The sequence below is a fragment of the Prauserella aidingensis genome, assembly GCF_024171865.1.
GTDB classification, from domain to species: domain Bacteria; phylum Actinomycetota; class Actinomycetes; order Mycobacteriales; family Pseudonocardiaceae; genus Prauserella; species Prauserella aidingensis.
In genome coordinates, this window is the sequence record NZ_JAMTCN010000003.1 from 22,104 (window position 1) to 36,300 (window position 14,197).

Genomic DNA, 14,197 nt, shown 5'->3' on the forward strand with positions numbered 1-14,197 from the left:
ATGGACGGCATCACCAACGTTCCGCAGCCCGCGAACGAACCGGTCAACTCGTACGCGCCCGGCACGCCCGAACGCGCCCGGCTGGAGGCGAAGCTGGCCGAACTGGACGCGAACCCCACCGAGGTGCACCACGTCATCGACGGGCAGCACCGGCGGAGTGCGACGACCGTGCAGAACGTCGTCCAGCCGCACAAGCACGCCTCCGTGCTCGGCACGTTCACCCACGCCACGCAGCAGGACGTCCGTGACGCCGTGGAGGCCGCGAACGCGGCGGCCCCGGCCTGGGCCGCCATGCCGTTCGACGAGCGCGCCGCGATCTTCCTGCGCGCCGCCGACCTGCTGTCCGGTCCGTGGCGCGAGACGATCGCCGCGGCGACGATGCTCGGCCAGTCGAAGACCGCCTACCAGGCCGAGATCGACGCCCCGTGCGAACTGATCGACTTCTGGCGGTTCAACGTCCACTTCGCCCGCCAGCTGATGACCGAACAGCCGCTGTCGGTGCCCGGGGTGTGGAACCGCGTCGAGTACCGCCCGCTCGAAGGGTTCGTCTACGCGGTCACGCCGTTCAACTTCACCGCCATCGCGGGCAACCTCCCGACCGCGCCCGCGCTGATGGGGAACACGGTCGTGTGGAAGCCGTCGGACACCCAGGCCGTGTCGGCGTACCTGACGATGCAGCTGCTCGAGGCGGCGGGCCTGCCCAAGGGCGTCATCAACCTCGTCACCGGACCGGGCCCCGACATCTCCGACGTCGTGCTGGCCGACCCGCGGCTGTCCGGTATCCACTTCACCGGCTCCACGCAGACGTTCCAGACCCTCTGGGCCGAGGTCGGCACGAACATCTCGCGCTACCGCTCCTACCCGCGCCTGGTCGGCGAGACCGGCGGCAAGGACTTCGTCGTCGCGCACGGTTCGGCCGACCCCGACGTCCTCACCACGGCCCTCATCCGCGGGGCGTTCGACTACCAGGGGCAGAAGTGCTCGGCGGCCTCGCGCGCATTCATCCCGAAGTCGGTGTGGGCGACGATGGGCGAGGACCTCATCGCCAAGACCGAGGCGCTCTCCTACGGAGACGTGGCGGACCTGTCCCACTACGGCGGGGCCGTCATCGACAAGCGCTCGTTCGACCGCAACGCCGCAGCGTTGCAGCGTGCCAAGTCGACGCCCGGCCTGACGATCGCCGCGGGCGGCGGCGCCGACGACAGCGTCGGCTACTTCATCGAGCCCACGATCCTGCTCGGCGACGACCCGACCGACGAGGCGTTCAGCAAGGAGTACTTCGGCCCGATCCTGGCGATCCACGTCTACGACGACTCGAAGCCGGGCGCGTTCGATGAGATCCTGGACACGGTGGACTCCGGCTCCGCGTACGCCCTGACCGGCGCGGTGATCGCGAACGACCGCGACGCCGTGGCCAGGGCGTCCGAGAAGCTGCGGTTCGCCGCCGGCAACTTCTACATCAACGACAAGCCGACCGGTTCGATCGTGGGCCAGCAGCCGTTCGGCGGCGCCCGCGCCTCGGGCACCAACGACAAGGCCGGGTCGCCGCAGAACCTGCTGCGGTGGGCCTCGGCACGCTCGGTCAAGGAGACGTTCGTGGCCCCGACCGATCACCGCTACCCGCACCAGGGGGTGTGATCACCATGCCGTCTCCGCTGCGCACGGGCCTGCTGGCCGCGGCGAGGTCGAAGCGCCTCGAACGGACGGCCTCGCGGCTGCAGCTCACGCGCAAGGTCGTGGACCGGTTCGTGGCGGGCGAGACCGAGCAGCAAGCGCTCGCCACGTCCCGCGACATCCTCGCGTCGGGCCGCTTCATCACGATCGATCACCTCGGCGAGGACACCACCGATGCCTCGCAGGCCACGGCGACCGTGTCGGCGTACCTGTCGCTGCTGTCGGCCCTCGCCCCGCTGACGGGCAGGCAGGTCGAGGCCGAGGGTCCGCGCCCGGTGGAGGTGTCGGTGAAGCTGTCGGCGCTCGGGCAGTTCGTGGGCGCGGACGGGGACCGGATCGCGCTGGAGAACGCGCACAAGATCGTCGCCGCGGCCGAGGAGGCGGGCGTGTGGGTCACGGTGGACGCCGAGGACCACACGACGACCGACTCGACGCTGGCCATCGTCCGTGAGCTGCGCAGCGACTTTCCGCACCTGGGAACGGTGCTGCAGGCCTACCTCAAACGGACCGAGGCCGACTGCGCCGACCTGTCCGGGCCGGGATCGCGCATCCGGCTGTGCAAAGGCGCCTACGCCGAACCGCCGAGCGTGGCGCATCAGGGCGACGCGGTGGACGAGGCGTACGTCCGGTGTCTGCGCGTGCTGATGCACGGCCGGGGTTATCCGATGGTGGCCACGCACGACCCGGCGATGGTCGAGGCCGGACTGCGGCTCGCGGCCGAAGCGGGGCGCAGCGCCGACGAGTACGAGCTGCAGATGCTCTACGGCGTCCGCGACACCGAGCAGGTGCGGCTCGTCGGCCAGGCGCGTCACCTGCGCGTGTACCTGCCGTACGGCACCGAGTGGTACGGCTACTTCATGCGCAGACTGGCCGAGAAACCCGCCAACCTGGCGCTGTTCCTCCGTGCGCTGACGTCGACGAAGTAGGCGCCCGCCGAACGACTCCCCCGGGGGCACCCTGGTTGCATTCAACGCAACCAGGGTGCCCCTGGGGTTGTTGGCCGTGTCACGCCGGCCTGCGGACCGTCGAGGGCTGTCCCACGGCAGGTCGCGGCCATAGACTCGCCTCACGGTTCATGATCAACGGCGAAAGGCGCGCACGACGATGTACGCAGCTACGGTGACTCGCACCGACGGTCCCGCGGCCCTCGAGGTCGCCGACACACCCGCGCCGAAGCCCGGCGACGGCCAGGTGTTGATCGACGTCAAGGCGGCCGGGGTGAACTTCCCGGACCTGCTGCTGACGAAGAACATGTACCAGTACAAGCCCGAGCCGCCGTTCACCCTCGGTGGCGAGCTGGCGGGCGTCGTGCGCGAGGCCCCGGCCGGTTCGGGTTTCTCCGCCGGTGACCGTGTCGCCGCGAGCACCACGACGGGCGCCTTCGCCGAACAGGTCCTCGCACCTGTCACGAACGTGTTCCCCCTGCCGGACGCGATGAGTTTCGCCGCGGGCGCCTGTCTGCCGATGAACTACCTGACCATGACGTTCGCCCTGCTCAAGCGCGGACAACTGCAGCGGGGCGAGACGGTGCTCGTCCACGGCGCCGCGGGCGGGATCGGCACGGCCACCATCCAGCTCGCGGCGGCGATGGGCGCACACGTCGTGTCCGTGGTGTCCACGGAGGACAAGGCGCGGTTCGTCTCGTCGGTCGGTTCCCACGACGTCGTGCTCGCCGACGGGTTCAAGGACTCGGTCGCCGAACTCACCGGTGGCCGCGGGGTCGACGTCGTGGTCGACCCGGTCGGCGGCGACCGCTTCACCGACTCGCTGCGCAGTCTCGCACCGCTCGGCCGACTGCTGGTCATCGGTTTCACCGCGGGCGACATCCCGACGGTGAAGGTCAACCGCCTGCTGCTGAACAACATCGACGTGCGCGGAGTCGCGTGGGGCGCGTACGTCATGGCCGACCCGACCCGTCTCCGCACGGAGTGGGACGTGCTGGTGCCCTACCTCGAGTCCGGTGTGGTCGACCCGCCGATCGCGGCGACCTACCCGCTGTCCCGCGCGGGCGAAGCGGTGGCACAGCTGGAGGACCGCGCGGTGCTCGGCAAGGTGGTGGTCGACCCGACGGCGTGACCGTGCCGCTCGTCGGCGAGACCGGCCAGGCGGCGATACAGCTCGCGGTGCCGTTCGGCGGCACTCGCCCAGCTGTATCGCCGCGCCAGCGCCCGCCCGCGCTCCCGGTGGCAGTCCGGTTCGGACAGTGCGTCGGCCAGCGCGTCGGCGAAGCCGTAGGAGTCACGTGCGAAGCGGACAGCGGAGCCGAACACCTCACGCAGCACCGGCAGATCCCTCGTGACGACCGGAACCCCCGCGGCCAGGGCCTCCATCGCCGCGAGCCCGAATCCCTCCTTCGTGGACGGAAAGCCGAAGGCCTCCGCCGCGGCGACGGCGAGCGGCAACTCCTCGTGCTCGACCGCGCCGAGCACGACCGGTTCCACGCCCAGCTCGGCGGCACGGGCGTCGAAGCGCGCGCGGTAGTCGTGGTAGTCGAACAACGTCTCCCCGCCGACGATCACCAGTCGGAGTTCCGGATCCCGCTTCCGCAGCAACGCGACCGCCTCGAGCAGGTCGAGGGTTCCTTTCCGCGGTTCGATACCTCCCACCGCGACGACGTAGCGGCCGAGTTCGCCGCGCCACCGGCGCGTGCCCTCGGAGTCGGCCGCCGCACGCTCGAACCGGTCCGCATCGACGGCGTTCGGGATCACGGTGGCGTCGATCCCCCAGCCGTCGCGCAGTTCGGCCGCGACGGCTCCGGACACGCACACGTGTGCGAAGGGATCCGTGATCGCACGTTCGTGGCAGGCCGCCAATTCGGGCGTGGTGAACCGGTCGATGTGGTGCACGGTGCGCACGCACTCGCCCGCCGCGTTGGCGCTGATGCAGTCCTGGGCGTGCACGATGTCGTATGCGCGGGGGTCGAAGGCGTCGCGCAGCGTCTCGATCGACCGCAGGATCCGCGGGCCGACGGCCTCGCCGTCGCGTGACACGAACGGCACGACCCGGACCGTGACACGGGGGTCCACGCGGCGGAAGAACCCGGTGTCGCCATCGCGTCCGAGGGTCCACACCGTGACGTCCTCCCCCGCGTGCGCCAGCGCCTCGGCGAGCGCCAGCGTGTGGACCACCCCGCCTCGGGGTTTCGTGGAGTAGCTCAGCAACGCGATCCTCACGGTGTCCCTCCGTACGCTTCGGGTTTGCGCTCGCCGAGGTGGTGCAGCACCCGCCGGGCGTTGGCGAGCTCGCCCGCCACGTCCACCTCGGCCACGGCGATTCCCGCCTTGCTCCACGTGCGCGCCAGGATGTCCCCGCCGGGGCCGACGATCTTGGCCTGCCCGAGGAAACGCATGCCGCCCAGCGCACCGGTCTGGTTGGCGGAGGCGAGCACCACCTGGTTCTCGGCGGCGCGCGCCTGGTCGTAGAGGTCGAACAGCCGCGCCTGGCGGTCCTGGGACATGCGGGGTGCGCGGTTGGTGATGCTGGTCGGCCACGCGGACAGGCACGCGATGATCTCGGCCCCGTCGACGGCGAGGCTGCGCGCCGATTCGGGGAACGTCTTGTCGTAGTCGATCAGCATGCCGACCCTGCCCACGGGCGTGTCGAACGCCGCGAACCGGTCGCCCGCGGCGTACACGGCCCGCTCGCCGGGCGGCTGGTGCACCTTGCGATGCCTGCCGAGCACACCGTCACCCGTGACGGCCAGCGCCGCGTTGTAACGGACGTCGCCGTCCGCCTCGCAGTAGCCGACGCACACGACCATGTCCCGTGCCAGCGAGCCGATCCGCGCCAGGTGCGGATCGTCGGGCGGCAGCGCGGGAGGCAGGTTCCCGGCGTCCGGCTCGCGCAGGTCCGGCAGATACCCGCCGACGGCGGCGTCCGGCAGCACCAGCAACTGAGCGCCGGATCCGCGGGCGTGCTCGATCAGGGTGGCGATGCGGTCGAGATCGAACTCGAGATCGCGGCCGAAGTGGGCGGCGACCGCGGCGATGCCGGTCAGAGCCATGCCGTGATCATCCCGCAGGCGCCCCGGCGGGAGCGTACGCCTCGGGCCTGCGGTCGCGCAGGTGCGCCATCGAGCGGCGTGCCGTCGCCAGCGCCTCGACCACGTCTACGTCGGCGACCGCCAGCCCGTCACCCACGCCCGTGTCCGCGACCACCTCGCCACCCGGGTCCACGATCTTCGCGCTCGCCACGAACCGTAGGTCGCCGAACGTGCCCGACTGATTGGCCGACACCCACACCATCTGGTTCTCCAGCGCCCGCGCGCGGTCGAACAGGTCGAAGCGGCGTTTCCACCGGTCGCGGGCGAGGTCGGCCGCCGCGTGGGTGCGGCTGCCCGGCCACGCCGACAGGCACACCCCTATCTCCGCACCATCGAGCGCCAGGGCACGCGCCGATTCGGGAAACGCCTTGTCGTAGCAGATCATCATGCCGAGCCTGCCGACCGGAGTGTCGAACGCGGTGAACCCGTTGCCGGCCTGGTACGTGGCGTCCTCCGACAGCGGCTGGTGCACCTTGCGATGGCTGCCGAGCACGACGCCGTCGGAAACGCACACGGCGCTGTTGTAGAGCGCCCCGCCGTCGGATTCGCAGTAGCCGGCCGTGACGACCAACTCGCCCGCGAGCTCGGCGAGCCTGCGGATCTCCGGGCCGTCGGCGTCCAGGGCGGGCGGGCCGTCGGCGCCGCCGTCGAGGTTCGCCAGGTACCCGCCCAGACACGCCTCGGGCAGTGCCAGGAGGCGCACTTCGTCGGCGCGGGCGCGGTCGATCAGCGCGGCGATGCGCGCGAAGTCCTCGTCGAGGTCGCGGCCGAACGGGGCGGCCGCCGCCGCGATACGTACCCCGGTCATGCCGCCGTGCCCAGGCCGGTCACCACAGTGTCGAGCACGGGGATCTCCTCTCCGTCGGGCCACCGCAGCCGGACACCGCCGGTCGCGGTCAACTCGCCGCATTCGACCGACACCGCGGGCCCTGCCGCCGCTTCCCGGTCGCCCACGGTGATCATCGCGAAGCCCGGGAAGCACGTCAGCCAGTCGCCCACCGTCACGTTCGCCGGACGTGGCACGTCCGCGACATCCAGTACGGCGCCACACCCGCTCGCCTCCGCCAGCATGCCGAGGGTCCCGGCGATACCCGCCATGGACACGTCCTTGGCGGCCCGCGGGCGCGCCGCGGCCACCGAGCTCTGCATCGCGCGCAGCTCGCCCGTCCGCCGGGTGGACGTGGAGTCCCACTGCGCACCGGTGTAGCCGGGCCGCCACGACCCGCCGAGATCGGCGGTCAGCCGCACCCGTTGTCCCGGCACACCGCCACCTCCCGGCACCGGGTCGGGCGTCCTTCCGAGCGCCGTCACCGCCAACGACGCAGGCACCCCGAGTTGCGTGTGGCCGCCGAGCACGGGAACGTCCCACGCCCGGCTCGCGGCCCGCAGCCCGGACAGCACCCGCGAGGCGAACGACGCGTCCCGCGCGCCCAGCGCGTCGAGGAGCCCGACCGGGCTCGCACCCATCGCGGTCAGGTCGTTGACGTTGACCAGCACCGAACACCAGCCCGCCCACTCCGGGTCACGTTCGACCATGGACGGCAGGATCGCGTCGCACGCGGCGACCGTGTCGCCGCCCGGTACGGGCACACCGTCGTCGCCGACGAATCCGGGCACGCCCGGCATGCCCTCCAGCAGGGAGCCGAGGGCGGTCTTGGTGGACCGCACCAGCGCCGCCACCCGGCCGATGGGATACCGCATCAGCACGTGCGGTCTGCCGGACACGTTCGTCTCCCGGACGCGCTGCCAGCCGAGGTGGCGGAACATGCGTTCGTTGGCGGGCTGCACCCTCGCCTCGAACCGCACCACGCCCGCGTTCTCCGCGTACGCCTGCGCCGCTCTGACGAGCGCGGCACCGACACGGGTGCGCTCGCGGCGGTGTGCCGGCTCCACCACGAGCCTGCCGCCGTACCACCACCCGAGATCGACCCCGTCGGTCGCCGGATGCAGCCGCACGCCTCCGAGCACGGTTCCACCCTGGTCCCTGGCGAGAAGTACCACGGTGCGCGGATCACCGTCGTGGCCGTCCATGTCGTCGTTGTCGAAGATCCGTTGCTCGTCGACGAACACCGCGCGCCGCAACGCCCGGTACTCCGCGAGTGCGGCATCGTCGGCCGCGGGCTCGATACGGAACCGCGGCTGCCGCGCCACGCTGACCGGATCGCCGAGACCCGCCAGTACGTCGGGATACATGCTCACGCTCCCGCCGCGCTCAGCGCACCGCAGGCGCCACAGGCGGCGCAGCCCGCCTGCTGATCGGCGCCGGTCATGCCCGCGGCGCGCAGGAGGGACGCGACGCGCTCGGTCACGTCACGGACCAACGACGCCGGGGGCGGCTGCGCGCCGTCGGCACGCGCCAGCGTGCCCGCCATCGGGCGCATCGGGACGACGAACGGATAGACCCCGTGGTCGACGAGCTCGGCGGCGCCCGCCACCAGCTCGTCCGGGTCCTCACCGAGGCCGACGAGCAGGTACGTCGAGACGCGGTTGCGGCCGAACACCCGTACCGACTCGTCCCACGCCTCCCAGTACTCGCTCAGCGGCACGGTCGCCTTGCCCGGCATCCAGCGCGCCCGCACGGCGTCGTCGAGCGATTCGACATGGATGCCGATCGACGTCGCGCCCGCCTCACGCAGCTCCGTCAGTACGCCGAGGTCGCCGGGCGGTTCGATCTGTACCTGGATCGGCAGTCCCGGCACGGCCCGGAGAACGGCCCGGACGCAGCGCACGAGGTGCCGTGCTCCCCTGTCCGGCCCCGCCGTGGTCCCGGTGGTGAGCACCAGCTGCCGCACCCCGTCGAGACGCACGGCGGCCTCGGCGACCTCGGCCAGCTGGGCGGGCGTCTTCGCGGCGATCGTCGACCCCGCCCGCAGCGACTCCTCGATGGTGCAAAAACGACACCGCTGGTCCTCGACGTAGCGGATGCACGTCTGCACCACTGTGGAGGCGAGCACGTCCCTGCCGTGCAGCAGGGCGATCTGGTGGTACGGCACGCCGTCCGCAGTGGACAGCTCGTAGAACCTCGGCCTGGCGACGGGTTCCACCGACAGGCCGAGGTCCAGAGTCCCGTCGAAAACCCTGCCGTCGCGGACGGTGTAGGGACTCTCCGGATTCAACGGCACGGTCGCGGCGGCGCCGCCCACCACGAGATGGCCGTCGTCGCTCGGCCCGGCGCCCTTGGAGCGCCGCACGGGTGTCTCCGTCCGGACGCCCTGCACCGCCAGATCGACACGCGTCGACACGACCACGCTCTCGGCATCAGTTGTCACGACGTACCTCCGAACTCGCCGACGGGCCCGATCACGGTCACCACATGTAGGTCGAATTGATGATCGCGCCCTTGCGCGCGTAGTGGATGAGCGCGTCCTGCACGTCGAGGGGATGGGTGGGGATCACGCCCTCGATGAGGTCCTCCTCGCGCAGACCGTGCAGCGACAGTCCGAACCGGCAGCAGTACACCTTGCCACCTTCGGCGATGAACGTCTTGAGCTGTTCGTTGATGTTGTGCTCGCCGGGGAACGCCGAACTGCCCGTCGTCGGGAATCCCCGCGTGGCCATGCAGTTCATCGAACCGGGTCCGTAGAAGTAGACGGCGGCCTCGAAACCCTTCCGCAGCGCGCGGGTCGCCTGCAGGATCGCGACGAAGCTCACCGACGACTCGTGCGCGATCCCGTGCACCAGCGTGAAGTAGGACTGCCCGGGTTCGGCCTGGTAGTCGGGGAAGACCTTGGTGCCGCCGTAGATGTTGGAACCGTCCGGAAGTGACGGGTGCGGGATCTCGTTCAGGCTCTGCTGTTCGGTGTCGGTCAGTTCGGGCACTGTTGCTCCTTCGTCGGTGTCGCGGATTTCCTGACTACGGCCGACCGGATGTCAGCCGTAGAGCTTGTCGAAGTTCTCGCGGAACGCGAGGCGTGCGAGTTCCCCGTCGCCCGCGGCACCCCTGAGGGCCGCGAGTTCGGCGCCGTGGTCTCCCCACGGCTCGTCGCTGGCGAACAGCACTCGGTCGGCACCGATGCCTCGCCGGGAGATCTCCTCGGCGAGCCAGTGCGGCGCGAAGCCGATCGCCCACGACAGGTCGGTGTAGACGTGTTTGCCCGCCTCGATCCAGGAGAAGAAGCGGGAGCCGATCAGCTTGATGTGGCCGCTCATGCCACCGCCGAAGTGCACCAGGTGGATCTTCACGTGGTGGCCGTAGTCGTCGACGAGCGCACCGACGTTGTCGATGTCCGAGGCGGCGCCCGGCGAGGTGTGCACGTGGACGACGAGGTCGAGCGCCTCGGCGGTCGCGAAGATCTCGTCCAGCATCGGGCGGCATTCCGGATCCGTGGGATCGCCGCCGAGCAGGAAACTGAGCTTGAGTGCGCGTACCCCCGGCTCGTCGGCGAGTGCCAGCGCCGCGCGGGTGCGCTCCTCGTCGCGTGGCAACGGGGACACCCACAACGCGGCACGGATCCGATCGTCGGAGGCTGCCGCCTCCACGCAGAGTTCGTTGAACGAGAACGAGACCGCCGGATCGGGCACGCCGTAGTTCGGGATCACCAGCGCGCGCTCGGTCCCCTCCGCGTCCAGGTCCGCGATCAGTTCGGCGATCGTCGCCCGTGCCCGCGAGTCGGGTTTGACCGCGGGACCGCCGTAGAACGGGAAGGCCGGCATCGAACCGAGGTGCCGGTGCGCATCACAGAAGTCGAACCGTGTCACTGGTGTCCTCCCACATCGCTGCGCCGCTGCGACCGCATCGTGGCGGCGGTGGCGGTGGCGCCGCCGTCTCCATGGCCGGTCATGCGACCGTGCGCGGTGACGTCCGGACGGCGCCGGCCGGGCAGGTGTCCCTGCGGGTGCCCGCGATCCACGGCACGTCGAGCCCCGTTCCGCGGGCCGTGTCGGTGATCCGTCGCGCGAGGTGCTCCGCGTCGCGGCCGACCCCGCTGAAACGCCCCGAACCCCAGGTGTGCTGCCACGGCAGCCCCAGGAAGTACAGGCCGGGGCAACCGGTGACGCCTCGTTGGTGTGCCGGGTATCCGCGCCCGTCGAAGACCGGCACGTCGATCCAGCGGTGGTCCGTGTCGAAGCCGGTGGCCCATACCACGGATGTGATGGCCGTGCTGTCGAGCGGGAGCTCCGCGGACTCGTCCGCGGGTTCCCACACCGGGACGTACCGCCGCTCGGCGGGCGCGTCGAGCCCGTGCAGTGCCACGTACGCGTCGATCGAGTCCTTGATTCCCTCGGACACGGCGTCGGCGGCATCGAGGTTCTCGCGCAGATCCGGGAGGAACCGCACGACTCCGGACTCCACGTCGGACAACCGGCCGTACAGCCGCATCCCCTCGAGCGCGAAGGACCGCAGATCGATGTCGCGGCCCCCGCCCCGTCCGGTGACGTAGTGATTGGCCCGGAACCGCACGGCATCGACGTCGGAGAACTCGTCGATCGCCCGGCGGTAGTGGCCCATGTCCTCGAGCCAGTCGACGACGTCCCTCCCGCGGTAACGGCGCGCGACCCTCGGCGCACCGCCCACGGACAGGTGCACCACGCGCCCGGCCAGATGCAGGTCCTCGGCGATCTGACACCCGGACTGCCCCGACCCGACCACGAGCACGTCGCCGCCGGGCAGCTGCCGCGGATTCCGGTACGCCGACGAGTGCAGCTGCGTCAGTCCCGGCGGGAACCGCTCCGCCAGTCGCGGGGTCCGCGGAACCTGATACGGCCCGGTGGCCACCACGACCTGGTCGGCGGTCACCGTTCCGTGCGATGTGGACAGTACGAACGTCGTGCCGTCGCGCCGCAGTCGTGTCACGTCCACCCCGGTGACGAGCGGACACGGGAAGGACCGCGCGTAATCCTCGACGTAGGTCGCGACCTCGTCCCGGGACATGAACCCGGTGGGTTCGCCTCCCTGGTAGGGAAAACCGGGGAGATCGCACTGCCGGTTCGGGGTGACGAGGCAGAACGAATCCCAACGCCGACTGCGCCATTCGAATCCCGGACTCTCGCGCTCCAGCACGACGTGATCGACCCCGTCACGGGCCAGGCAGTAGCTCATCGACAACCCCGCCTGCCCTCCGCCGACGATCGCGACCGTCCGGTGCAGTCCGTCCACAGTGGTCATCGGTCGAACCTTTCGACGAGCACGGCGGCGTCGGCAGGCATGCGTGCGGCGAGATCGTCGAGCGCCGCGGCCGTGGCTGTCGCCCTGCCGCACGGGAATCCGTACACCGCGGCCACCCGATCCGAGGCGACGTCCAGCGCCGTCCTGCTCCGTTCCAGGAAATCGCCGAGCCCGTACTCACCACCGACTCGCAAGTAGTCCTCGATCACGGTCGACGGGGAGTAGAACCGACGCGACACACCGTCCGGCCAGCGCACGTGGAAATACACTTCGGGCACGAACACTCCTCTCACGGGGTGGTTCTGCAACGGACGGACCGGATACGATCGATTCGCGGCCACGACTTCGTTGTCGTGTCGGGTCGTGCCGTCACTCGACGACCCGTGCATGTCCGAGCACCCACGGCGATCGAATGTGACGGGAACCAGTAGAGCCGCCGACGATTGCCGATCGATGTCACCCGGACTACCCGTGCGTTACCGACAACGCGCGTTGTTACGAGAAGACGTCGGATAGCCTCGGGCGGTGATGAGCACGCCCGGAGCCACCGCATCCCACCCGGACACCGCGACCGACCCGGAGGCCGCGGCCGCCCTCGTGGACCGCGCCTACCGGCTGATCCTCGGCCGGGCACCCGACCCCGACGGTCTGGCGTACTACACGCACCAACTGCGCTCCGGTGAACTGTCGGACCGGCAACTGTGTGCGGCACTGGCGAGTTCGGACGAGTTCGCAGGCCGCCTCAGCCCCGGCGAGGATGCGGCGTCCGGAGGCACCGCATCCTCCGAAGCGATGTCCGACGTCCGGGAGGCGGCCGCCCGGGAACCCGGCTTCGTCGACGCCGCCGAACTCGCCCGCGCCGCGACGGTCGAGGACCTCGCCGCCACCGCCGAGGCGTACTTCTCCTCGCTCGACGACACCGAACTGCTGCTGACCAAGCCGTTCAAGGAACCCGGCGAGGCGGCCGATCTGCTGGTGACGTTCGGCCAGGTGCTGCGTGGGCTGCAGCCCGCGGCGGGCATGACGGTGCTCGACTTCGGCGCCGGAACCTGCTGGACGAGCCGCATGCTGACGCAGCTCGGCTGCCGCGTGATCGCCGCGGACGTCGCGCCGTCGGCGCTCGAACTCGGCCGCGTGCTGTTCCGGCGTCAGCCCGTGCTCGGCGACCGGCCGGAGCCGGAGTTCCTGACGTTCGACGGCCACCACCTCGACCTGCCGGACGGCAGCGTCGACCGGATCCTGTCGTACGACGCACTGCACCACGTGCCGAATCCGGACCAGGTGCTCGGCGAGTTCGCGAGGGTGTTGCGCCCCGGCGGGCTCGCCGCGTTCGCCGAACCGGGGCCGGAGCATTCGCTGCAGCCGCAGTCGCAGTACGAGATGCGGCACTTCGGCGTGCTCGAAAGCGACGTGGTGATCGAGCGCGTGTGGGACAGGGCGCGCGAGGTCGGGTTCGCCGACCTGCGGCTCTGCCTGCTCGAGTCGTCGCCGCAGTGGGTCGACCTGCCGACGTTCCAGGACGTGCTGTCCGGCCGGGCCGACGGCTCGGTGTTCCCGGAGCCCACGCGCGCGGCGATCGGCGACCGGCGCATGTTCGTGCTGCACCGCGAGGGTGTCGAGACGCCCGACAGTCGCGCCGCCGACGGGCTCGCCGCCGACGTGGTGCTCTCCGACGTCGACGTCACGGCTGGCGACGACGCCGCGGTCGCCGCGACCGTCCGCGGGACGTGCCTGCTGCGCAACACCGGCACCCGCACGTGGTTGCCCTCCGACGCGCGGTACGGCCCCGTGTTCCTCGGCGCCCGCGTGCGCACCGCCGACGGCTCGCTCAGCGACCGCCTCGCCGACTCCGGTGGCCGCATCGCCCTGCCGGGGCGGGGCGTCGCACCCGGCGAGGAGGTGACCGTCGCCGTGCACCTCGACGTGCCCGCGCGGCTCGGCGACGGCACGGGCGCCGCCCCGGTCGCCGTCGAATTCGACCCCGTCAGCGAGTTCGTGTGCTGGTTCTCCGTCAACGGGTCGACACCGGCGACGGTGCCACTCCCCTGACGCCACTCGCCTGACCCCGCGCGCCCTGACCCCGCGCTCCCTGACACACCACACTCACCATCGGGACAACTCGCCCGTTTGCCGGGTTCGTCGGCGTTACCGACCGGTCACCCATGCGTTTTCTCCCCGTTGTACGACTTCCCGGACGTCGCGTCCCATACGGGTGAATCGCTGTCTGCGGGGAGCGGTAGCCTCCGCTCGCACATTCGGGGCAGACCTGGGACGCAGGGACCGCGGCGCGGCACACGCGCAGACGGCGCAAACGAGGTGAACACCGATCCAGCAGGCGACCACGGCGGGTCCGGCAGGCGCGGGCCCCACGGAGG

At 71.1% G+C, this 14,197-nt stretch carries 13 protein-coding genes; 4 read left to right on the forward strand and 9 right to left on the reverse strand.

From position 1 onward, the window contains the following. The 3 genes from pruA (at position 1) to LY13_RS04205 (ending at position 3,750) form a co-directional block, all read left to right on the forward strand. Positions 1-1,638 carry an L-glutamate gamma-semialdehyde dehydrogenase gene (pruA, locus tag LY13_RS04195; protein ID WP_253826821.1) on the forward strand — a complete coding sequence of 546 codons (1,638 nt, stop codon included), beginning with the start codon at positions 1-3 and terminating at the stop codon, positions 1,636-1,638. Positions 1,639-1,643: 5 nt separating this feature from the next. After that, positions 1,644-2,600 carry a proline dehydrogenase family protein gene (locus tag LY13_RS04200; RefSeq protein ID WP_253826822.1) on the forward strand — a complete coding sequence of 319 codons (957 nt, stop codon included), beginning with the start codon at positions 1,644-1,646 and terminating at the stop codon, positions 2,598-2,600. A gap of 178 nt (positions 2,601-2,778) precedes the next feature. Continuing rightward, positions 2,779-3,750: an NADPH:quinone oxidoreductase family protein gene (locus tag LY13_RS04205; RefSeq protein WP_253826823.1), complete on the forward strand. Its 972-nt coding sequence runs from the start codon at positions 2,779-2,781 to the stop codon at positions 3,748-3,750. Here the strand turns inward: LY13_RS04205 and LY13_RS04210 are convergent. From LY13_RS04210 to LY13_RS04250, 9 genes are all read right to left on the reverse strand, one after another. Further along, positions 3,663-4,847 carry an MSMEG_0565 family glycosyltransferase gene (locus tag LY13_RS04210; RefSeq protein ID WP_253826824.1) on the reverse strand — a complete coding sequence of 395 codons (1,185 nt, stop codon included), beginning with the start codon at positions 4,845-4,847 and terminating at the stop codon, positions 3,663-3,665. The two genes, LY13_RS04205 and LY13_RS04210, sit on opposite strands and share 88 nt — an antisense overlap. Further along, positions 4,844-5,677: a carbon-nitrogen hydrolase family protein gene (locus tag LY13_RS04215; protein ID WP_253826825.1), complete on the reverse strand. Its 834-nt coding sequence runs from the start codon at positions 5,675-5,677 to the stop codon at positions 4,844-4,846. Before LY13_RS04215 ends, LY13_RS04210 begins: the two co-directional genes overlap by 4 nt. A 7-nt stretch (positions 5,678-5,684) precedes the next feature. Continuing rightward, positions 5,685-6,524, reverse strand: a complete 840-nt coding sequence (locus tag LY13_RS04220) for a carbon-nitrogen hydrolase family protein (RefSeq protein ID WP_253826826.1) — start codon at positions 6,522-6,524, stop codon at positions 5,685-5,687. Further along, the gene (locus tag LY13_RS04225; protein ID WP_253827237.1) at positions 6,521-7,909 is read right to left on the reverse strand and encodes an MSMEG_0567/sll0787 family protein; all 1,389 of its coding nucleotides are present in this window, start codon (positions 7,907-7,909) and stop codon (positions 6,521-6,523) included. The genes LY13_RS04220 and LY13_RS04225 overlap by 4 nt, the downstream gene beginning before the upstream one ends. Before the next feature lie 2 nt (positions 7,910-7,911). Continuing rightward, positions 7,912-8,985 carry an MSMEG_0568 family radical SAM protein gene (locus tag LY13_RS04230; protein WP_253826827.1) on the reverse strand — a complete coding sequence of 358 codons (1,074 nt, stop codon included), beginning with the start codon at positions 8,983-8,985 and terminating at the stop codon, positions 7,912-7,914. 37 nt (positions 8,986-9,022) lie between these two features. Continuing rightward, positions 9,023-9,535: an MSMEG_0572/Sll0783 family nitrogen starvation response protein gene (locus LY13_RS04235; protein WP_253826828.1), complete on the reverse strand. Its 513-nt coding sequence runs from the start codon at positions 9,533-9,535 to the stop codon at positions 9,023-9,025. Between the two features lie 51 nt (positions 9,536-9,586). Beyond that, positions 9,587-10,414 (reverse strand): amidohydrolase family protein, encoded by an 828-nt coding sequence (locus LY13_RS04240; protein WP_253826829.1) that lies wholly within the window; start codon positions 10,412-10,414, stop codon positions 9,587-9,589. Between the two features lie 79 nt (positions 10,415-10,493). Beyond that, on the reverse strand, positions 10,494-11,822 hold the full coding sequence (locus tag LY13_RS04245) for an MSMEG_0569 family flavin-dependent oxidoreductase (protein ID WP_253826830.1): 1,329 nt from the start codon (positions 11,820-11,822) through the stop codon (positions 10,494-10,496). Next, positions 11,819-12,100, reverse strand: coding sequence for an MSMEG_0570 family nitrogen starvation response protein (locus tag LY13_RS04250; RefSeq protein ID WP_253826831.1), 282 nt, complete (start codon positions 12,098-12,100; stop codon positions 11,819-11,821). Before LY13_RS04250 ends, LY13_RS04245 begins: the two co-directional genes overlap by 4 nt. 250 nt (positions 12,101-12,350) lie before the next feature. Between LY13_RS04250 and LY13_RS04255 the strand changes: the two genes are divergently transcribed. Then, the gene (locus LY13_RS04255) at positions 12,351-13,871 is read left to right on the forward strand and encodes a methyltransferase domain-containing protein (RefSeq protein ID WP_253826832.1); all 1,521 of its coding nucleotides are present in this window, start codon (positions 12,351-12,353) and stop codon (positions 13,869-13,871) included. Positions 13,872-14,197 lie beyond the last annotated feature (326 nt).

Excerpts from the sequence above, each read along its gene's own strand:
- pruA (WP_253826821.1), top strand. The coding sequence starts at position 1 with ATGGACGGCATCACCAACGTTCCGCAGCCCGCGAACGAACCGGTCAAC.
- LY13_RS04200 (WP_253826822.1), top strand. The coding sequence starts at position 1,644 with ATGCCGTCTCCGCTGCGCACGGGCCTGCTGGCCGCGGCGAGGTCGAAG.
- LY13_RS04205 (WP_253826823.1), top strand. The coding sequence starts at position 2,779 with ATGTACGCAGCTACGGTGACTCGCACCGACGGTCCCGCGGCCCTCGAG.
- LY13_RS04215 (WP_253826825.1), bottom strand. The coding sequence starts at position 5,677 with ATGGCTCTGACCGGCATCGCCGCGGTCGCCGCCCACTTCGGCCGCGAT.
- LY13_RS04220 (WP_253826826.1), bottom strand. The coding sequence starts at position 6,524 with ATGACCGGGGTACGTATCGCGGCGGCGGCCGCCCCGTTCGGCCGCGAC.
- LY13_RS04225 (WP_253827237.1), bottom strand. The coding sequence starts at position 7,909 with ATGTATCCCGACGTACTGGCGGGTCTCGGCGATCCGGTCAGCGTGGCG.
- LY13_RS04245 (WP_253826830.1), bottom strand. The coding sequence starts at position 11,822 with ATGACCACTGTGGACGGACTGCACCGGACGGTCGCGATCGTCGGCGGA.
- LY13_RS04255 (WP_253826832.1), top strand. The coding sequence starts at position 12,351 with ATGAGCACGCCCGGAGCCACCGCATCCCACCCGGACACCGCGACCGAC.